This window comes from Streptomyces sp. SD15 (assembly GCF_054462255.1).
Genome location: NZ_JBTLMO010000022.1, coordinates 1 through 20,793, shown reverse-complemented (window position 1 = coordinate 20,793; position 20,793 = coordinate 1). Strand labels below are relative to the sequence as shown.

14 protein-coding genes, 1 tRNA gene and 1 rRNA gene are annotated in these 20,793 nt (G+C 68.9%); 3 read left to right on the top strand and 13 right to left on the bottom strand.

Going from position 1 to position 20,793, the window contains the following annotated elements; genetic code table 11:
• Window positions 1-24: 24 nt before the first annotated feature.
• Complete coding sequence (locus ACX28W_RS22330) at window positions 25-864, top strand: Fpg/Nei family DNA glycosylase (protein WP_459000836.1); 840 nt, start codon at window positions 25-27, stop codon at window positions 862-864.
• 32 nt (window positions 865-896) lie between these two features.
• Window positions 897-1,658, top strand: coding sequence for an SDR family NAD(P)-dependent oxidoreductase (locus tag ACX28W_RS22325; protein WP_459000834.1), 762 nt, complete (start codon window positions 897-899; stop codon window positions 1,656-1,658).
• 59 nt (window positions 1,659-1,717) lie between these two features.
• Here the strand turns inward: ACX28W_RS22325 and ACX28W_RS22320 are convergent, their stop codons facing one another.
• The 10 genes from ACX28W_RS22320 to ACX28W_RS22275 all read right to left on the bottom strand — a co-directional run bounded on the left by ACX28W_RS22320 (window position 1,718) and on the right by ACX28W_RS22275 (window position 16,598).
• Window positions 1,718-1,975: a hypothetical protein gene (locus ACX28W_RS22320; protein WP_459000832.1), complete on the bottom strand. Its 258-nt coding sequence runs from the start codon at window positions 1,973-1,975 to the stop codon at window positions 1,718-1,720.
• A 167-nt stretch (window positions 1,976-2,142) separates the two neighbouring features.
• Window positions 2,143-2,613 carry a Dps family protein gene (locus ACX28W_RS22315; RefSeq protein WP_459000830.1) on the bottom strand — a complete coding sequence of 157 codons (471 nt, stop codon included), beginning with the start codon at window positions 2,611-2,613 and terminating at the stop codon, window positions 2,143-2,145.
• A gap of 207 nt (window positions 2,614-2,820) precedes the next feature.
• Window positions 2,821-3,198: a helix-turn-helix domain-containing protein gene (locus ACX28W_RS22310; protein ID WP_459000828.1), complete on the bottom strand. Its 378-nt coding sequence runs from the start codon at window positions 3,196-3,198 to the stop codon at window positions 2,821-2,823.
• Between the two features lie 109 nt (window positions 3,199-3,307).
• The gene (locus ACX28W_RS22305) at window positions 3,308-3,853 is read right to left on the bottom strand and encodes a CinA family protein (protein WP_459000826.1); all 546 of its coding nucleotides are present in this window, start codon (window positions 3,851-3,853) and stop codon (window positions 3,308-3,310) included.
• Complete coding sequence (pgsA, locus tag ACX28W_RS22300) at window positions 3,850-4,563, bottom strand: CDP-diacylglycerol--glycerol-3-phosphate 3-phosphatidyltransferase (RefSeq protein WP_459000825.1); 714 nt, start codon at window positions 4,561-4,563, stop codon at window positions 3,850-3,852. The genes ACX28W_RS22305 and pgsA overlap by 4 nt, the downstream gene beginning before the upstream one ends.
• Window positions 4,560-6,035 carry a 30S ribosomal protein S12 methylthiotransferase RimO gene (gene rimO / locus ACX28W_RS22295; RefSeq protein WP_459000823.1) on the bottom strand — a complete coding sequence of 492 codons (1,476 nt, stop codon included), beginning with the start codon at window positions 6,033-6,035 and terminating at the stop codon, window positions 4,560-4,562. The genes pgsA and rimO overlap by 4 nt, the downstream gene beginning before the upstream one ends.
• 91 nt (window positions 6,036-6,126) lie before the next feature.
• A complete protein-coding gene (locus ACX28W_RS22290) occupies window positions 6,127-6,981 on the bottom strand; it encodes a helix-turn-helix domain-containing protein (protein ID WP_459000822.1) in 855 nt (284 codons plus the stop codon).
• A gap of 269 nt (window positions 6,982-7,250) precedes the next feature.
• Window positions 7,251-9,992: a DNA translocase FtsK gene (locus tag ACX28W_RS22285; RefSeq protein ID WP_459000821.1), complete on the bottom strand. Its 2,742-nt coding sequence runs from the start codon at window positions 9,990-9,992 to the stop codon at window positions 7,251-7,253.
• A gap of 122 nt (window positions 9,993-10,114) precedes the next feature.
• Window positions 10,115-10,798, bottom strand: a complete 684-nt coding sequence (locus ACX28W_RS22280; RefSeq protein ID WP_153288245.1) for a response regulator — start codon at window positions 10,796-10,798, stop codon at window positions 10,115-10,117.
• A gap of 301 nt (window positions 10,799-11,099) precedes the next feature.
• Window positions 11,100-16,598, bottom strand: coding sequence for a HAMP domain-containing protein (locus ACX28W_RS22275; protein ID WP_459000819.1), 5,499 nt, complete (start codon window positions 16,596-16,598; stop codon window positions 11,100-11,102).
• Between the two features lie 367 nt (window positions 16,599-16,965).
• Between ACX28W_RS22275 and ACX28W_RS22270 the strand changes: the two genes are divergently transcribed.
• The gene (locus ACX28W_RS22270) at window positions 16,966-19,713 is read left to right on the top strand and encodes a SpoIIE family protein phosphatase (RefSeq protein ID WP_459000818.1); all 2,748 of its coding nucleotides are present in this window, start codon (window positions 16,966-16,968) and stop codon (window positions 19,711-19,713) included.
• A 60-nt stretch (window positions 19,714-19,773) separates the two neighbouring features.
• Here ACX28W_RS22270 and ACX28W_RS22265 read toward each other — a convergent pair.
• The 3 genes from ACX28W_RS22265 to rrf form a co-directional block, all read right to left on the bottom strand.
• Window positions 19,774-19,849: transfer RNA gene (locus ACX28W_RS22265), tRNA-Thr, on the bottom strand.
• 94 nt (window positions 19,850-19,943) lie between these two features.
• Window positions 19,944-20,606 carry a DegT/DnrJ/EryC1/StrS family aminotransferase gene (locus ACX28W_RS22260; protein ID WP_459000996.1) on the bottom strand — a complete coding sequence of 221 codons (663 nt, stop codon included), beginning with the start codon at window positions 20,604-20,606 and terminating at the stop codon, window positions 19,944-19,946.
• A gap of 114 nt (window positions 20,607-20,720) precedes the next feature.
• Window positions 20,721-20,793, bottom strand: a 5S ribosomal RNA gene (gene rrf / locus ACX28W_RS22255); the annotation flags it as partial.

Here is a 20,793-nt window from a genome sequence, read left to right as displayed (position 1 = left end):
TCGATCCATGCCACCCTGGACCCCATGCCCGAAGGAGACACCGTCTGGCAGACCGCGAGGCGCCTGCACATCGCACTCGCGGGCAAGGTGCTGATCCGCTCCGACCTCAGGGTGCCCAAGTACGCCACCGCGGACCTCACCGGACGCACGGTCCTGGACGTCATCCCGCGCGGCAAGCACCTCCTGACCCGCATCGAGGGTGGCCTGACGCTGCACTCGCATCTACGCATGGACGGCGTCTGGAAGGTGTACGCGACCGGTGGGCGTTGGAGCGGCGGCCCCGCCCACCAGATCCGGGCCGTCCTCGGCACCGCGGACCGTACAGCCGTCGGGTACCGCCTCCCCGTACTGGAACTGCTCCGCACCACGGACGAGGACCGCGCCGTCGGCCACCTCGGCCCCGACCTCCTCGGCCCGGACTGGGACCCCGATCAGGCCCTGGAGAACCTGCTCAAGGACCCCGACCGCCCCCTCGGCGAGGCCCTGCTCGACCAGCGCAACCTCGCGGGCATCGGCAATGTCTACAAAAGCGAGCTCTGCTTCCTCCTCCGGGTCACCCCCTGGCTGCCCATCGGCGAACTTCCCGCCGACCGCGCCGCCCAGCTGCCCGTCCTCGCGAAGAAACTGCTCGAGGCCAACCGTGACCGCCCGGTCCGCAGCACCACGGCCCGCCGCGACCAGAACCTCTTCGTGTACGGCCGCACACCCCGCCCCTGCCTGCGCTGCGGCACCCCGATCCGCTCGGCCGACCAGGGCGACGGCTCCCGCGCGCGCCCCACGTACTGGTGCCCGAGGTGCCAGGTGGGCCCCACCCCGCCGGCGGGCGCCAATCGCCACGCAAGCCCCCGACGCCCAACCAATTGACGGTCCGTCAGAAACCCTCGTACCGTCCCCTCATGCCCGTCAAGGCGTACGACCTCACCGGACGCACCGCATTCATCACCGGCGCCGCCGGCGGCATCGGCCGCGCGTCCGCCGTCCTGCTCGCCGAGGCCGGAGCCGCCGTCCACTGTGCGGACCGGGATCCCCAGGGCCTGCACGAGACGGCGACCCTCATCAAGGACCAGGGCGGCACGGCCCACACGCACACTCTCGACGTCACCGACCGCGCCCAGCTCAAGCGGGCCGTCATGTCCTGTGAGCGCCTCGACGTGATGGCGGCGGTGGCCGGGATCATGCACAGCAGCGAGGTGCTGGAGACCCGGGACGAGGACCTCGACCGAGTACTGAACGTCAACTTCAAAGGTGTGCTCTACGCCTGCCAGGAGGCCGCCCGCCTCATGATCGAGAAGAACATCCGCGGCAGCATCGTCACCATGGCGTCGGGCGCGATAGACACCGGGGGGCGCGGGCTGCTCTGTTACGGCGTGACGAAGGCAGCCGTCGTCCAGTTGACGAAGACCCTGGCGACCGAGATCGGCCCGTACGGCATCCGTGTCAACGCTGTCGCGCCCGGCTGGACGCGTACGCCGATGACCGACCGCCACGGTGAGGCACAGGCGCGCACCGAGGCGGCCATGGCCCGACTGTCGCCACTGGGCCGGGTCGGCGAACCCGAGGACGTCGCCCACGCCGTGCTGCACCTGGCCGGCGACGCCTCGGCGTTCACGACGGGCCAGATCCTCCGCCCGAACGGCGGCGTCGCGATGCCTTGGTAACCGGCTCCCCCGCCCTCCCCAGCGCCGCCGCACCCACCCCACCCGAACGCCTCGGCCCCCTACCGCGCGCCCGGGGCCCGCCCCCCGCGCGCCCCACGCCGCCGCCACCCCTCCAGCCACTGAGCCGACCCGGCGGCCCCCACCGCCTGCGCCTTCGGCATACAGTGCACCGGCAGCAGACTCAGCCCCCACCCTCCGGCCGCGACCGCCCCCTCCAACACCCCGGCATCGGGCACCAGCACGAGCCGGAGCACCCCCCACCACCACAGCGCACCGAGCCCCAGCGCCACCCCCCAGCGCACTATTCGCCCCGCCATGGTGTCCACCTCCAGCCCGAAGCTAGACCTGCGCCCTCACCCACCGGCAGGGCGCACCAACGGCACAACGGCGCACCCCAGGCACATGCGGAGCCGGCCGCGGCGCTCGGTGGGCACCAAGAAGCGCCCAGCGGTCGCCGAAGACAGCCGCCCGCGGCCCGCAGGCGTCACCCGTTCTCCGCCTGGAACATCCAGTGGTGTTTCTCGAGGTCGGCCGTGATCTGGATGAAGATGTCCTGGCTCACCGGGTCCGGTTCGGCGGTCGCCTCCACCCGCTCCCGCATCCGGGTGATCACCGCACCCAGCGCGTTCACGAGTGCCCCCACGGCGTCGGTGTCCTTGACCCAGCCCCCGGGTGTCGCGCCGATGCCGCTGCTGGCGGCCACGGTCGCGGCCCGTCCGTCGGGCGAGACCCCCAGCGTCGAGGCGCGCTCCGCCACCGTGTCGGAGTGCAGCCGCGCGGTGTCCACAACCTCGTCGAGCTGCAGATGGACGGTTCGAAAGCGCGGGCCGACGACGTTCCAGTGGATCTGCTTCGACACGAGGGCGAGGTCCACCAGGTCGACCAGTGCGCCTTGCAGCGCCTCGGCCACGATCTTCAGGTCGGCGTCGGCCAACGGGCTCTTCACGACGTACATCGGGATCCTCCGATTCTTTCGACCCCACCAACCATGGCATATACGCACAATTCAGGTCACTCGAAGGTGTTCGAAGGTAAACGGGTAAACGAAACCCACCCTGGACAGCGAAAGCCCCGGCCGGTCCTCCTCCAGGTCTCCCTGAAGCAGCCCCGGCCGGGGCTTTCGCTCAAGCATGTTCAGCTCATGAGCGCGAACTCCTGAGCGTCAGGCGGCGACGACGTCGACCGCCTCGGCAGGCGCCTTGATAGTGACCCGTTCCGGTGGCACACCGGTGACCGATACGGAGTTCAGCATCGGACGGCGCACCGGTGCAGGCACCGGCTGGGCAACCGCTGCAGACTGAGCCAGCTCGGCAAGAGCAAGCTCGTCGCTCACTTCCCGCATGAGCTCGGACATCCGTACGTCCAGCGCGTCGCAGATCGCGGAGAGCAGCTCGGAGGATGCCTCCTTCTGCCCCCGCTCCACCTCGGAGAGATAGCCGAGTGAAACTCGGGCGGACGAGGAGACTTCGCGCAGAGTACGGCCCTGGCGCTGGCGCTGCCGACGCAGCACGTCACCCAGCAGGCGACGGAGCAGAATCATCGGTGGCTCCCTCCTCGGACCGCGTAGCCGCATCCTTCACGCCCCACCGTACCGCCTTGCGCGGCGGCCGTGCGGGGAGCGATGTCGTGTTCACTCAGGGCTGCAAACATCAAGTCCCCCCGTTCTGTTCCGTATCCTGTGCCCGCTCATTCCCGGTCTGTTCGCCCGCGAGCTCCTTCAGGAGCAGCGCGAGTACGCTCCGTACACTCTCCATACGGATTTCCGCCCGACCGCCGTTCAACCGCAGCGCTGCCACTTTCCCGCCACCAGCGCTCTCGGAAAACGCGTCCGAAGGACCGTCGACGGCGACGAAAACCGTCCCCACCGGCCGTCCGTCCTGAGGCTCGGGCCCCGCGACACCCGTGGTCGCGATCCCCCAGTCCGCGCCGAGCGCCTTGCGCACACCGGCCGCCATCTGGGCCGCGACCTGCGGATCGACCGCACCGCGCTCGGCCAGCAGAGCGGCGTCGACGCCCAGCAGCTCATGCTTGAGTTCGGTGGCGTACGCGGTCACGGAGCCCCGGAAGGCCTGCGAGGCCCCGGGGGTCGCGGTGATCTCCGCCGCCACCAGGCCACCGGTCAGCGACTCGGCGACGGCGAGCGTTTCGCCCCTCACCGTGAGTAGTCGCAGCACTTCGGCGGCCACGGAACTCACCGTTCCGCCTCCTCGGCCGCCGCCCGCCGCTCGGCGATTCCGCTCCTGCGCAGCACAATGGCCTGTCTCACATAGTCGAGCCCGGTCACCACGGTCAGGACGACCGCCACGGCCATCACCCAGAACCTCAGGGTGGCCAGCGGCCCCGTCAGCGCCAGGACATACATCCCGACCGCCACGCCCTGCGCCAGGGTCTTCAGCTTGCCACCGCGGCTGGCCGGAATGACCCCGTAGCGGATCACCACGAAACGCAAGAGGGTGATCCCGAGCTCGCGCCCGAGAATGACTCCCGTCACCCACCACGGCAGATCACCGAGCGCGGACAGACAGATCAGCGCCGCCCCCATGATCGCCTTGTCGGCGATGGGGTCGGCGATCTTCCCGAAGTCGGTGACCAGGTTGTACGTGCGCGCCAGGTGGCCGTCGAAGACGTCGGTGATCATGGCGACGGCGAAGGCCGCCCACGCCCAGGCGCGCATGGCGGGGTCGTACCCGCCGTCGGCCAGCATCAGCGCCACGAAGCCCGGCACCAGGACGAGCCGGATCATGGTCAGGATGTTCGCGATGTTCCAGAGGCTGGCCTGATTGACGGCCGCAGCGCCCAGCTTCCCGCCCCGCGCCGACTTGCTGCCCCCGGGGGCACCGGGAGCACCCGCCGCACCCTTCGCGCTGGGGGAGCCGCCCGCCGCGGATGCCGGGACTCCGGTCATCTGGCCGCCTCCTCGGTACACGGAAGCGAGCCCGGGAGCGGCTCGGCCACCAGGTCGACACCTTCCGTGCCGACCACCTTGGCCTCGACGATACGGCCGACGGTCAGACCTTCGCCGCTCGTGAACAGCACCTGCCCGTCCGTCTCGGGCGCCTGGTGCGCTGCGCGACCGTAGGCCCCGTCTTCCTCGTCCAGGGACTCCACGAGCACGTACAGGGTCTCCCCGACACGCTCCTCGGCGCGCTGTGCGACCAGCTCCTCAGCGAGCCGGGACACGCGCGCGAGGCGCTCGGCGACGACGTCCTCGTCCAGCTTGTCGGCGTACGTCGCCGCCTCCGTGCCCTCCTCGTCGGAGTACCCGAAGACACCGATCGCGTCGAGGCGCGCGCCCGTGAGGAAGCGCTCCAGCTCCGCGAGGTCGGCCTCGGTCTCGCCGGGGAAGCCCACGATGAAGTTGGACCGCACACCGGCCTGCGGGGCCTTGGACCGGATGGTGTCGAGCAGCTCCAGGAAGCGGTCGGTGTCACCGAAGCGCCGCATCGCGCGCAGTACGTCGGGCGCGGAGTGCTGGAAGGACAGGTCGAAGTAGGGCGCGACGTTCGGCGTCGAGGTGAGGACATCGATGAGCCCGGGCCGCATCTCGGCGGGCTGCAGGTAGCTGACCCGCACACGCTCGATGCCGTCGATCTCGGCAAGCTCGGGCAGCAGCGTCTCCAGCAGACGGATGTCGCCCAGGTCCTTGCCGTACGAGGTGTTGTTCTCGGAGACCAGCATGACCTCCTTGACGCCCTGCTCGGCGAGCCAGCGAGCCTCGTTCAGCACGTCGCTGGGGCGGCGCGAGATGAAGGAGCCGCGGAAGGACGGGATGGCGCAGAAGGAGCAGCGCCGGTCGCAGCCGGAGGCCAGCTTCACCGAGGCGACCGGGGAGCCGTCGAGGCGGCGGCGCAGGGGCGCACGGGGGCCGGAGACCGGGGCCACGCCCTCGGGGAGGTCCGAGGGCGCGCCGTGGCCGGGAAGGGCCACCTCCTCGCCGGCGCTCTGCCGCTCGGCCGGGCTGATCGGCAGCAGCTTGCGCCGGTCGCGCGGGGTGTGCGAGGCGTGGATGCCGCCGTTCAGGATGGTCTGGAGGCGGTCGGAGATGTCCGCGTAGTCGTCGAAGCCGAGCACGCCGTCGGCCTCGGGGAGGGCTTCGGCGAGCTCCTTGCCGTACCGCTCGGCCATGCAGCCCACCGCCACGACGGCCTGGGTTCTGCCATGACCCTTGAGGTCATTGGCTTCGAGGAGGGCGTCGACGGAGTCCTTCTTTGCGGCTTCGACGAAGCCGCAGGTGTTGACGACGGCGACGTCCGCTTCTTCGGCGTCCTCCACGAGTTGCCAGCCGTCCGCCTCCAAGCGGCCTGCGAGCTCCTCCGAGTCCACCTCGTTACGGGCGCAGCCAAGGGTGACGAGTGCGACGGTACGGCGTTCAGGCATGGGCTCAAGACTACTTCGTCCCGCTGACAGCCCACGTCGACGGGGTTGGCCGATCTTGGCCAACCCCGTGCCCGCCTGTCCTATGAGCCCGTTATCCGACGACGGGATCGCCCTTGGTGTACCTCAGCCGCTCGACCTGGCCGGGCTGGAACCGGTCGTCGATCTCCTTGCCGTTCACATAGAGCTGGATCGCGCCCGCATCGCCGAGGACCAGGTCGATCTGCTTGTTGTCCTGGAAGGTCTTGGACTCGCCCTGCTTGAGCAGACCGTCGAAGAGAAGCCGCCCGTTGTGGTCCTTCGCGGAGATCCAGCTGCGCCCGTCGGGGGCGCTCACCTGGACGGTCACCTTGTCCTGTGGGGCTGCCGCGATGGCACTGTCGGAGGGGTCGGGCTTCGGGTCGGTGGGCTTGCTGGTCTTGGGGCCGGCCGAGGAGGTGGACTTGGTGGCGCTCGGCGTGGACCCCTCGGCGACCTGCGACTTCGCGTCGCTCCCCTCGGTGCCCTTGACCATGGTGAACCCGACGAAGCCGATCACCGCGACGATCGCCGCGACCATGGCGGCGGTCCAGTTCGGTCCACGGCGCTCCGGGCGGATACGTTCCGCCTCGAAGAGCGGGGCGGCCGGGGTCGGCGCGGGGCGCCCGCCGTGTTCGGCGTCGTACCGCGCGAGCAGCGAAGCCGGATCGAGCTGCACGGCGCGGGCCAGAGTCCGGATATGACCGCGCGCGTAGACGTCACCGCCGCAGGGGGCGAAGTCGTCCTGCTCGATCGCGTGCACGATGGCGATGCGGACCCGGGTGGCGTTGCTGACGTCGTCGACGGTCAGTCCGGCCTCGATGCGCGCCTGCTGCAGAGCACGACCGATCGAGAGGCCTTCTTCACTGTGCTCTTCGAACGGACGCTCGTCTTCAGGGGAGTTGCCGTCAGGGGAGTTGCCGATGGACACGGGGGCGCCTTTCGAGCGTGTAGCCACCTGTGCTGGAGGTTCAGTTTAGGGGGGGTACGAAAGGGTGGGGCAACCGGGCGGTAGCACTTTGTACGCCATCAGAATGGCCGGTCATCCTGATGCTGGGACAGGTAGGTGTCCCCTCGCTCAACTTGACGAACGCCGAAGGGAAACGGTTGCCCGCCGACTCCTTACGGGTGAGTCACGTTCGCATATCAACCTGCCGCGCAGCGTGTCGCGCAGCAGCCGAAGCCGAAGCCGACGTGGCTCTACGCTTCAGCTTCCCCACGAATCACGGCGAGCACTCCATCCAGCTCGTCAGCCTTCACCAGAACATCACGTGCCTTGGACCCCTCGCTGGGGCCGACGACGCCTCGGGACTCCATGAGGTCCATCAGACGCCCGGCCTTGGCGAAGCCGACGCGCAGCTTGCGCTGGAGCATCGAGGTGGACCCGAACTGCGAGGTCACCACCAGCTCGGCGGCGGCGCACAGCAGGTCGAGGTCGTCACCGATGTCCTCGTCGATCTCCTTCTTCTGCTTGCTGCCCACGGTGACGTCGTCCCGGAAGACCGGCGCCATCTGGTCCTTGCAGTGCTGCACGATGGCCGCGACCTCGGCCTCGGTCACGAAAGCGCCTTGCATACGGGTCGGCTTGTTGGCGCCCATCGGCAGGAACAGTCCGTCGCCCTTGCCGATCAGCTTTTCGGCGCCCGGCTGGTCGAGGATGACGCGGCTGTCGGCGAGCGAGGAAGTGGCGAAGGCGAGCCGGGACGGCACATTCGCCTTGATCAGGCCGGTGACGACATCGACGGACGGCCGCTGTGTGGCGAGCACCAGGTGGATACCGGCCGCGCGCGCGAGCTGGGTGATGCGCACGATGGCGTCCTCGACGTCACGCGGCGCGACCATCATCAGGTCGGCGAGCTCGTCGACGATCACGAGGAGGTACGGGTAGGGCGTCAGCTCGCGCTCGCTGCCCTCGGGCAGCTTCACCTTGCCGTTCCTGATGGCCTCGTTGAAGTCGTCGATGTGCCGGTAGCCGAACGCCGCAAGGTCGTCGTAGCGCAGGTCCATCTCCCGTACGACCCACTGCAGCGCCTCGGCGGCCCGCTTCGGGTTGGTGATGATCGGCGTGATCAGGTGCGGGATGCCTTCGTACGCGGTCAGCTCGACCCGCTTGGGATCGACGAGGACCATCCGCACGTCCTCGGGTGTCGCGCGGACCATGACGGACGTAATCAGGCAGTTAATGCACGAGGATTTACCGGAACCGGTGGCTCCGGCGACGAGCACGTGCGGCATCTTCGCGAGGTTGGCCATCACATAGCCGCCCTCGACGTCCTTGCCGAGCGCGACCAGCATCGGGTGGTCGTCCTCGGCCGCGTCCGCGAGACGGAGCACGTCGCCGAGGTTGACCATCTCGCGGTCGGTGTTGGGGATCTCGATGCCGACCGCCGACTTGCCGGGGATCGGGCTGATGATCCGCACGTCGGGGCTGGCGACGGCGTACGCGATGTTCTTGGTGAGGGCCGTGATCCGCTCGACCTTCACGGCGGGGCCGAGCTCGACCTCGTAGCGCGTGACCGTGGGACCGCGCGTGAAGCCGGTGACGGCGGCGTCGACCTTGAACTCCATGAAGACGTTCTGCAGCGAGGCGACGACCGCGTCGTTGGCGGCGCTGCGCGTCTTGCCGGGGCCGCCCCGCTCCAGGAGGTCCAGCGACGGCAGGGAGTAGGTGATGTCGCCGGAGAGCTGGAGCTGCTCGGCCCGCGGTGGCAGGTCGCGCGGCTGGTCGGGCGCGGCCTTGGTGAGGTCGGGCACGACGGACTCGACGTCCAGGGCCTCCTGCTTGGGCCGCTTCGCGCCCGGGGTGGCCTTGGCGGCGCGCGCGGCGGGCACCGGAGTCGTCTCCTCGTACCCGTCGCGCTCCACGGTGACGCCCTGGGTCAGGTCGGCGACCAGCGGCGAGGGCGGCATCCCGTGCAGCACGGCCCCGTCGAGCGCGGCAGCGGCGGCCGCGGCGACGTCCACCGCGTCCATCGGCCGGTTCAGGCCGGGGTGCTGCACGGCGGACCGCCGGGGGCGGCCACGGCGCTTGGTGAGGGCCTCCTCCTCGGCGCCCTCGGGGTCGTACCCCTCGGGGGCGCGCGAGCGCCGCCGGGAGCGCGCGGGCAGCGCCTCGCGCCACTGCTCGTCGTAGCGCTCGTCGTCCTCGCCGAGGTCGTCCTCGTGGATGTCGGCCTGGACGATGCCCAGCTTCTGCCCGAGCAGCCGCAGCCGCTGCGGGATCGCGTTGACCGGGGTCGCCGTGACGACCAGCAGACCGAAGACCGTGAGCAGCACCAGGAGCGGTACGGCGAGGACGTCGCCCATCGCGTACGTCAGTGGCGTGGAGGCGCCCCAGCCGATGAGCCCGCCGGCGTCCCTTATCGCCTGCATGCCATCACTGCGCGCGGGCGCACCGCAGGCGATGTGGACCTGACCGAGCACGCCGATGACGAGCGCGGACAGGCCGATCACGATACGGCCGTTGGCCTCGGGCTGCTCCGGGTGCCGGATGAAGCGGGCGGCGATGACCGCGAGCAGTATCGGAACCAGCAGGTCGAGGCGGCCGAAGGCACCGGTCACCAGCATCTCGACAAGGTCACCGACGGGACCGCGCAGATTGGACCACGTGCCCGCCGCGACGATCAGCGCCAGGCCGAGCAGCAGGAGCGCGAGGCCGTCCTTGCGGTGCGCCGGGTCGAGCCCCTTCGCGCCCCGCCCTATGCCGCGGAACATCGCTCCGACGGCGTGCGCGATGCCCAGCCACACGGCGCGTACGAGTCTGTACACGCCCGCGGTCGGGTTGGGCGCCGGCGCGGGTGCGGGCTTCTTCGCCGCGGCCTTCTTGGCAGGCGCCTTCTTCGCGGCTGCCTTTTTCGCGGGGGCCTTCTTCGCCGGAGCCTTCGTCGGAGCGGCCGCCTTCTTCGCGGGCGGCTTCTTGGCTGCGGACTGACGTGAGGCCATGTGTGTGAGGTTACCGGTGGAGACGACAGCCGACACGTGTGCCTACTGCTTCACCCGTTCGTGTCGCCCTTTCCAGGGCGCGGAACTGACGCCGACTCACCGCGAGCGCAGAACCATGAAACTCAGTTCTGCGAGGGCACCGATGGCGCCCCGCTCCCCGTGCCCGGTTCCAACGCGTCCAGCGCTCGCCGCAGTCCTGTGAGTTTGCGTTCGAGATGGGCCGCGGTCGCCACCGCCGCCGCGTCCGCCGAGTCGTCGTCGAGCTGCTTGGACAGCGCCTCTGCCTGCTCCTCAACAGCCGCGAGCCGCGCGGAGAGTTCGGCGAGGAGACCGGCCGGCTCCTTGGCCGTACCCAGCGCCGCCTTGCCGCCGCCCTCCAGCTGGAGCCGCAGCAGCGCGGCCTGCTCCCGCAGTTGGCAGTTCTTCATGTAGAGCTCGACGAACACCGAGACCTTCGCGCGCAGCACCCACGGGTCGAACGGCTTGGAGATGTAGTCGACCGCACCCGCCGCGTACCCCCGGAAGGTGTGGTGCGGGCCGTGGTTGATCGCGGTGAGAAAGATGATCGGGATGTCCCGAGTCCGCTCTCGCCGCTTGATGTGCGCGGCGGTTTCGAAACCGTCCATGCCCGGCATCTGGACGTCCAGCAGAATGACCGCGAAGTCGTCCGTGAGTAGTGCTTTGAGCGCTTCCTCCCCGGACGATGCCCGCACCAGTGTCTGATCGAGCGCGGAGAGGATCGCCTCCAACGCCAACAGATTCTCCGGCCGGTCATCGACCAGGAGGATCTTGGCCTTCTGCACCATGGCCCGCCCTCCTCGCCCCGGCAGTGCACCGGGCTCCGCCCCAGGGGACGGCTCCCTTGCGCCGCCCGTCCTTGTGCCGGTCATGGTAGCCGCACCCCGCCTGTCGCCACACCCTGTCACCGCGATGTCACTGTGCACGTAGCAGAAACGTAGCGGGAGACCAGAAGGTTCCCCGAATCCCGCACTTCTACACTGCGTCGGCCACAGCGAGTTATGCGACGTCGGGCGTGCCGCGCCGACGAATCGGCGCGCCCACCCCCGCGTCCCGGTCGCCGACACCACGCAGCGACCCGCATCCCGCTCACTCCTCACGCATCCACTGCTCCATCACGGAGAGCAGATGATCGGGATCGACCGGCTTGGTGACGTAATCGGAAGCACCGGACTCGATGGCCTTCTCCCGGTCACCCTTCATCGCCTTGGCCGTGAGCGCGATGATCGGCAGACCGGCGAACTGCGGCATCCGGCGAATCGCCGTGGTCGTTGCATACCCATCCATCTCGGGCATCATGATGTCCATCAGGACGACTGTCACATCATCATGCTGCTCCAGGACTTCGATGCCCTCACGCCCGTTCTCGGCGTACAGCACCGAAAGCCCGTGCTGCTCCAGGACACTGGTGAGCGCGAACACGTTACGGATGTCGTCGTCGACGATCAGCACCTTCTCGCCCTCGAACCGGATGCCGCCGCGCGAACGCGCCGCCGCGTCCTGCTGCGCCGTGGCCGCCCACTGCTCCTGAGCCGCGCCCGAGACCCCGTTCGGCTGCCCCGGTAGCGCCGTCCGCTGCTCGGCCGGCGGCAACACCCTGCGGCGCCGCCTGAAGAGCGCGGCAGGCCCGTTCTGGGTCTCCTGGTACGACTTCACCTCGGCCGGCGTATCGATGTCCGCCCCGGACAACTGCGCCTCGGAGGCGAGCAGTTCACCGGCCTCCAGTACGGGCGCGAGCTGACCGTAGCCCTGCGGGGGCAGTTCGCTCGGGTGCAGCGGCAAATACAGCGTGAACGTCGAACCGCGTCCCGGCTCGCTCTGCGCGTGGATCTCACCGCCCAACAGGCGGGCGATCTCCCGCGAGATGGACAGTCCCAGACCCGTACCGCCGTACTTCCGGCTCGTCGTGCCGTCCGCCTGCTTGAAGGCCTCGAAAATCACCCGCATCTTGCTGGCCGCGATCCCGATGCCGGTGTCGGTCACCGAGAACGCGATCAGAGCGGCGTCCGCGTCCTGCAGCGAGCCCGCCTCCAGGAGCTGCTCGCGGATCGCCACCGGAACATCCGCGCCGGCGGGCCGGATCACCAACTCCACCGCACCGGAGTCGGTGAACTTCACCGCGTTGGACAGCAGGTTGCGCAGTACCTGCAGGAGCCGCTGCTCGTCGGTGTGCAGCGTGGCGGGCAGCTCCGGCGACACGCGGACCGAGAAGTCGAGCCCCTTCTCTGCGGTCAGCGGGCGGAAAGTGGCCTCTACGTAGTCGACGAGTTGGACCAGCGCGATGCGGGTCGGTGACACATCCATCTTGCCTGCCTCGACCTTGGACAGATCGAGGATGTCGTTGATCAGCTGGAGCAGGTCGGAACCCGCTCCGTGGATGGTCTCGGCGAACTCGACCTGCTTCGGGGTGAGGTTCGTCTCCGCGTTGTCGGCGAGCAACTTGGCGAGGATCAGCAAGGAGTTGAGCGGCGTCCGCAGCTCGTGCGACATGTTCGCCAGGAACTCGCTCTTGTAGCGCATGGAGACCGCGAGCTGCTCGGCGCGTTCCTCCAGGACCTGCCGGGCTTCCTCGATCTCGGTGTTCTTGACCTCGATGTCGCGGTTCTGCTGGGCGAGTTGCTCGGCCTTCTCCTCCAGCTGCGCGTTGGACTCCTGAAGCGCCTTCTGACGGCTCTCCAACTCGGCCGACCGCTCCTGGAGCTGCTCGGTCAGCTCCTGCGACTGCTTCAGCAGCACCTCCGTCTTCGTGTTGACGGAGATCGTGTTGACGCTCGTCGCGATCACCTCGGCGATCTGGTTGAGGAAGTCCTTCTGGATCTGCGTGAACGGCGTGAACGACGCCAGCTCGATGACGCCGAGCACGGTCCCCTCGAAGAGCACCGGAAGCACGATCACCTGCGCCGGGGGCGCCTCGCCGAGCCCGGAGGAAATCTTCAGATAGCCACTCGGCGCGTTCTCCACCAGGATCGTGCGCTTCTCCTGGGCGGCTGTCCCGATCAGCGCCTCACCGGGCCGGAACGACGTCGGCATGGAGCCCATCGAGTAGCCGTACGACCCGAGCATGCGCAGCTCGTACGCGTCCACCTCGTTCCCCTCTTCCTTGCCGTCGACCAGCGGCATGGACAGGAAGAACGCACCGTGCTGCGCGGAGACAACGGGCGTCAGCTCGCTCATGATCAACGAAGCCACGTCGTCGAGGTCGCGCCGCCCCTGCATCAGGGCGGAGATCCGGGCGAGGTTGCCCTTGAGCCAGTCCTGCTCCTTGTTGGCGATCGTGGTGTCGCGCAGGTTGGCGATCATCTTGTTGATGTAGTCCTGGAGTTCCTGGATCTCGCCCGAGGCATCCACGTCGATCTTCAGGTTCAGGTCACCACGCGTCACCGCGGTCGCCACGCGCGCGATGGCACGCACCTGCCGGGTCAGGTTCCCGGCCATCTCGTTCACCGACTCGGTGAGGTCGCGCCAGGTGCCGTCGACGTCGCGTACCCGCGCCTGGCCGCCCAACTGGCCCTCGGTGCCCACCTCACGGGCGACTCGGGTGACCTCCTCGGCGAAGGACGACAGCTGGTCGACCATCGTGTTGATGGTGGTCTTGAGCTCCAAAATCTCGCCGCGCGCGTCGATGTCGATCTTCTTGGTCAGATCGCCCTTGGCAATGGCCGTGGTGACCATCGCGATGTTGCGCACCTGGCCGGTCAGATTGGACGCCATCCCGTTCACGGACTCGGTGAGGTCCTTCCACGTACCGGCGACTCCCGGGACATGGGCCTGACCGCCGAGGATGCCGTCCGTGCCCACCTCTCGGGCCACCCGGGTCACCTGGTCGGCGAACGAACTCAGCGTCTTCACCATCGTGTTGACGGTGTCCGCAAGCTGTGCGACCTCGCCGCTCGCCTCGACCGTGACCGTCTTGGTGAGGTCGCCGTTGGCCACCGCGGTCGCGACCTGCGAGATGTTCCGCACCTGGTTGGTCAGGTTGTTGGCCATCACATTGACGTTGTCGCTCAGGTCCTTCCAGATGCCCGTGACACCGGGCACCCGCGCCTGACCACCCAGGTTGCCGTCGGTGCCCACCTCACGGGCCACCCGGGTCACCTGCTCGGCGAAGTTGGACAACTGGTCGACCATCGTGTTGACGGTGGTGACGAGTTCGAGGATCTCGCCCTTCGCGTCGACCGTGATCTTCTTCGACAGGTCGCCCTTGGCGACCGCGGTCGTGACCTCAGCGATCCCGCGCACCTGGCTCGTCAGGTTGTTCGCCATGAAGTTCACGGACTGGGTGAGGTCCTTCCAGGTGCCGGAGACACCCTGCACCTCGGCCTGCCCGCCGAGCATGCCCTCCGTGCCCACCTCACGGGCCACCCGCGTCACCTGCTCGGCGAAGTTCGAGAGCTGGTCGACCATCGTGTTGAGGGTGTTCTTCAGTTCGAGGATCTCGCCCCGCGCGTCCACATCGATCTTCTGCGACAGGTCACCCCGGGCCACCGCGGTCGCGACCTGCGCGATGTTCCGCACCTGGGCGGTGAGGTTGCCCGCCATGCCGTTCACGGAGTCGGTCAAGTCGCGCCACACACCGGCGACGCCGGGCACCTGCGCCTGACCGCCCAGCCGCCCCTCGGTACCCACGTCGCGGGCGACCCGCGTCACCTGGTCCGCGAAGGCGGAGAGCTGGTCGACCATCGTGTTGATGGTGTTCTTCAGTTCGAGGATCTCGCCCCGCGCGTCCACATCGATCTTCTGCGACAGGTCACCCCGGGCCACGGCCGTCGTCACCTGGGCGATCTGCCGTACCTGCGAGGTCAGGTTCCCCGCCATGAAGTTGACGGAGTCGGTGAGTTCCTTCCACGTGCCGGATACGCCATCCACGCGGGCCTGACCGCCGAGGCGGCCCTCCGTGCCCACGTCCCGGGCCATCCGTGTCACCTGGTCGGCGAACGAGGACAGCTGGTCCACCATCGTGTTGACGGTGTTCTTCAGCTGGAGCATCTCGCCGGACACGTCGACGGTGACCTTCTGCGACAGATCACCGTTGGCCACGGCCGTCGTCACCTGCGCGATGTTGCGGACCTGGCCCGTCAGGTTCCGGAAGGCCGTGTTGACGGAGTCGGTGAGGTCCTTCCACGTACCGGCCGCGCCCGGCACCTGCGCCTGACCGCCCAGTTCACCCTCGACACCGATCTCGCGCGCCACCCGCGTGACCTCGTCACCGAAGGACGAGAGCTGGTCGACCATCGTGTTGACGGTGTTCTTCAGCTCCAGCATCTCGCCGGCGACCTCGACGCTGACCTTCTGCGAGAGATCACCATTGGCCACGGCCGTCGTCACCGCGGCGATGTCCCGCACCTGGGTCGTGAGATTCCGGAAGACCGTGTTGACCGAATCCGTCAGGTCCTTCCACGTCCCCGCCGCACCCGGCACATTCGCCTGCCCGCCGAGCCGTCCCTCGCCGCCGACCTCGTTGGCCACCCGCGTGACCTCGTCCGCGAACGTCCGCAGCGTCTCGGTCATCTGGTTGATCGTCTCGGCGAGCTGCGCGACCTCGCCGCGCGCCGACACGGTCACCTTCTGCGACAGGTCACCGCTGGCGACCGCCGTCGTCACCTGCGCGATCCCGCGCACCTGGGCCGTGAGGTTGCCGGCCATCAGGTTCACCGAATCGGTGAGGTCCTTCCACACGCCGGCCACACCCGGTACCTGCGCCTGACCGCCGAGCTCGCCCTCGGTGCCCACCTCACGCGCGACTCGCGTCACCTCGGAGGAGAACGAAGACAGCTGGTCCACCATCGTGTTGACGGTGTTCTTCAGTTCGAGCATCTCGCCGGCCACATGAACTGTGACTTTCCGGGACAGATCACCCTTGGCGACCGCCGTCGTCACCAGAGCGATGTCACGCACCTGAGCCGTCAGCCGGTACGCCATGGTGTTGACCGAATCCGTGAGATCCTTCCACGAACCGGACATGCCGCGCAGCCGTGCCTGTCCGCCCAACTTGCCCTCGGTGCCCACCTCACTGGCCACACGCGTGACCTCATCGGTGAACGTCGAGAGCTGGTCGACCAGATTGTTGACCGTCCGCCCGACCTTGAGGAACTCCCCGCGCAGCGGATGCCCGTTGCCGTCCGCCGCCTGCGCCCGTAGCTCCATGCGAGGCGACAAGTCGCCTTCCGCCACTGCGGACAGCACCCGGCCGACCTCGGAGACCGGTCGTACGAGATCATCGACGAGCGCGTTGGACGCGTCGATCGCCGCCGCCCAGGAACCCTCGCAGGCGCCCTCTTCCAGCCGCTCCGTGAGCTTTCCCTCACGTCCGACCATCCGCCGCACCCGTGACAACTCGCCCGTCAGATGCAGATTGCGATCGGCCACCTCGTTGAAAACAGCCGCGATCTCCGACATCACGCCATCGCCGGAGACCGTCAGACGCTTTCGGAAATTGCCGTCCCGCATCGACACCAGGGCTGCCAGCAGCCGGTTCAGGGCAGCCGTGTCCACCGCCGTGGTGCCAGTGCGTGGCGCGCGCTCGTTGTTCAGGGACTGTCCGCCTTTTGCGCGCGTCTTGGTACCCCGCGTCGCTTCGCCAGACTCCACTGTGTCCCTCCCGCAAGGGTCGACCATTACTGCTCGGTGTACTCGGGTACTACTTGATCGGGTACTACTGCTCAGGTACTACTGCTCGGCGGACCGGAAGGCACTCGGCCTGCCAGGACCTTCTCACTGGAGCCTGCCCAGTGTTTCACCCCGGCCGAACCCGGCCATAACAGTTCGGCAGCTTCGCACATCGTCCGCACACCGCCGGGACGGAATCAGCGACCCTTCGGACGGAAACACTGGTGACCGGCATCCGCACGGACCGCGAAGGTAAGTAACCTTGCATGCGGCTGTCCAGCCGCGCCTTCCGTCCGGCCTGGGCGGTGGCACGAGAACGAGCGGGCAGGCATCGGAGGGGCACCGCACCATGACCACCGGACTGCATCCTGAGGGACCGCCCCAGGATCCTCGGCCGACGGAGAACAACGCACTGCCGCGGCAGGAGCGGGTCGACCACGGAGCCTCGCACGCCGACAACCGGACAAGGAGTTCTGTGATCACCGCGCGCGCGGCCGCCAGCTTCGATCCCGTCGGGCGATCGGTAGCGACCGCCCGTTCCTTCGTCCGTGACACCCTCCAGGGCTGGGGCTTCGCCGACATCGTCGACGACGCCGTGGTCCTCACCAGCGAACTCGTCACCAATGCTGTCGTGCATGCGGGCACCTCCGCGGATGTCCTGTGTCTGCGCAGCGACGACGGCGTACGCATCGAGGTGGCAGACCGCTACCCGGAACGTGAAATTCCACTCCAGGCGACGGCCGTGAATATGGGCAGCCCCGACCGCGAGGGCGGCCGCGGCCTTCAGTTGTGCGCGGCCCTGGCCGGCCACTGGGGCGTCGAGTACTCGCCCACGCACAAACAGGTCTGGTTCCAGCTCGACCTCCCCGAGCGCCCGGTCGGCACCCGCACCGCGGGCCCTGCTCTCCCGGCGGCCCTCCTCCCGCTCGCCGACGGCCGTGTGCGCGTCGCGGTCATCCAGATCGACCGCGCCTCCGCCATCTCCGCCTGGAACGAGGACGCGGAAGACCTCTTCGGGTACGCCGCCGAGCAGGTCGTCGGCAAACCCCTCGCCGACCTCGCGGCCTGGCCGCACACCCCTGGCACCAGCACCGGCGTCGCCGAGGCTCTCCAACTGTCGCGCTGGGAGGGCAGCTACGGCATCCGCGACGCCAACGGCCGTGTCACTCCCGTCTACGCCTCCCATCTCCGGGTCCGCGACACGGGCGGCGAACCCTCCACGGTCTGTCTTCTCGTCCGCGACCACGAACGCGCCGTCCTCCAGACGCCGTTGCGCATCTCGGCCTCCGACACGACCACCAGCTCCGAGGGCCAGGCCACGGACCCCTTCGAGGTCTTCATCGGCTCTCCGGCCCCCGACGACCTCGACGGCCTCCTCCAGCGCACGGTCGAGCGCGCCCGCGACATGCTCGACGGCGACTCGGCCTTCCTGCTCCTCGCGACCGACGACGAAACGGAGTTGGAGGTACGAGCCTCGACGGGCCTACCTTCCGCCCGCCAGCGCTTCGCCCGCGTCCCCGTCGAGGCGGGCCCCGGCCGCTACGGATCGGCCCGCATGCCCGCCGTGCACGAGGACCTGACGGTCGTTCCTGGCGCCGTACCCTTGCTCGGCGGCACCGGCATGCGCTCGGTCGTCACGGTCCCGCTGAAGGTCGAGGGGCGCCTCACGGGCTCGCTCGGCGTCGCGGCCGAGGCTCCCGGCAGATACTCCAACGAGGAGGCCCTACGCCTCCAGTTCGCCGCCGACCGCATCGCGCTGGCGGTGGAATCGGCCCGACTGGGCGAGCTGGAGCGCCTGCGCCGCGGCTCCCTGTCCTTCCTCGTCGAGGCCTCCGACCTCCTCGCCGGCACCCTGGACCGCGACCAGACCCTGGCCCTCATGGCCCAGATGACGGTCCCGACCCTGGCCACCTGGTGCGCCGTCTACACGATCGCCGACCAGGCCTCGGACCCGTATCTCTCGTACGTCCTGCACGAGGACGAGGACCGCATCGACGGCCTCAAGGCGTTGCTCTCGAAGATCGCCCCGCCCGACCCGGTCCCCACCCCCGGCGCCCGTGTCTGGCCCGCCCCCGCCGCAGCGGCCCACGAGGCGGCCCTGCGCACCTCCATGCGCAGCCTGGGCCTCAGGGAACCCGCCTCGGTGAGCTCCGGCATCGGTACGACACTGGCGACGGCCTCGGCGGTCGGCGGCGAGACCGTCGTACTCCCCCTGGTGGCCCGCAACCGCGTCATCGGCATGCTGACGCTGGGCAAGCCGTCGGACGAACACTTCCGCCAGGAGATCCTGGAACTGGCCGAGGACTTGAGCCGAAGGGCCGCCCTGGCCCTCGACAACGCCCGCCTGTACTCGGAGCGCATGGCCATCAGCCAGTCCCTCCAGCGCAGCCTCCTGCCCCCGGAACTCCCTCATATCGAGGGCGTCGAGGTCGAGGTCATCTACCGCGCGGCCGGCGAGGGCAACGAGGTCGGCGGCGACTTCTACGACCTCTTCCCCATCCGCGACGGCGCGTACGGCTTCGCCATCGGCGACGTCTGCGGTACGGGCCCGGAGGCTGCGGCCGTCACGGGCCTCGCCCGGCACGCACTGCGTCTGCTGGCCCGTGAGGGCTTCGGCGGCCCGGCCGTCTTGGAGCGCCTCAACTCCGCGATCCTCGACGAGGGCGCCCGCAGCCGCTTCCTGACCCTGCTCTACGGCGAGTTGTGGCCCCAGGCGGACGGCAGCGCCGTATTGAAGGTGGTCTGCGCGGGCCACCCGCTCCCGCTCCGGCTGCGCCAGGACGGAACGGTCGAGGCGGCCGCCGAACCGCAGCCGCTCCTCGGCGTCATGGACGACCTGGAACTGTACGAGCAGACGATCACCCTCGATCCGGGCGACGTGCTGTTGTGCGTGACGGACGGCGTCACCGAACGCCGCGAGGGCACCCGCATGTTGGGCGACGACGGTCTCACGGACGTTCTCACCGCATGCACGGGCCTGACGGCGGGAGCGGTCGCCGCCCGCGTCATGCGCGCGGTAGAACGCTTCGCCTCTGACGCCCCGTCCGACGACATGGCGATTCTGGCGATGCGGGTACCCGGCCTCCAGAAGGACTGAGGCCGGGACATCCGGACATGCGAAAGGCCCCCGCCCACAAGGGCGGAGGCCTTTTCTCGCTGGAGCCCCCCAACGGAATCGAACCGTTGACCTTCTCCTTACCATGGAGACGCTCTGCCGACTGAGCTAGGGGGGCCGGTCACCTTTTCGAGGTTTCCCTCGCGGCAACGAAATAGATCATACCCCGAACAGAAGCGTGCTCCTAATCGGTCCCGTTGCGCCTTGTCGGGTCAGAAGGCGGGCTGCAGCAGACCGCCAAGCGCATTGCATGCGGAGACGATCCGCTGCATGTCCCGCTTCGTCAACGACGCGTCCACGGGCAGCGCGAGGGTCTCGTCGGCAGCCCGCTCGGTCTCCGGCAGGCATACGTCCCGACGGAATCCGGGCAGCCGGTGCACAGGCGTCTTCACCGGCACCCGGCATTCAACTCCCCGGGCCCGCACGGCCCGAGCGAAGGCATCCCGGTCCGGCCGCCCATTGCCGGGCACTCGCACGACGTACTGCTGGTATGTGTGCCCGTCACCGCCCCGCGGCGTGCGCACCCCGCTCAACCGACCGTCGAGATAGGCGGCCCGTTGCCTGCGCTGCGCGATCTCGTCGTACGGCGCCTCGGACTCCCCCAGCTCCAGTACCAGGAGCCCGTGCCGCTGCCCGACGTCCCGCAGCCGCACCAGGTCGGCCGACCGCCCGAAGCGGTGTACGACGACGACGGCGACCGACCGCGGAGTCACGGCCGCCTCGACCGCGCCGGCATCGAGGCAGTACGTCACCGGGTCGATATCGGCGAAGACGGCCGACGCGCCGGCCTGGGTCACGGCCTCGGCGACTTCCACGTTCCCGAACGCCGACACGATGACCTCGTCACGAGCTCCGACGCCTGCGGCCTTGAGCATTGCAGCAGTACCCATGTCGCGGATGCTTGTCGTGCAATGTGAACGCAAAGTGACACACAACAAAAAAGAGCTGGTCCCCAAACCGAAGTTCGGGGACCAGCTCTTCTAATATTAGTTCGGCGGCGTCCTACTCTCCCACAGGGTCCCCCCTGCAGTACCATCGGCGCTGTGAGGCTTAGCTTCCGGG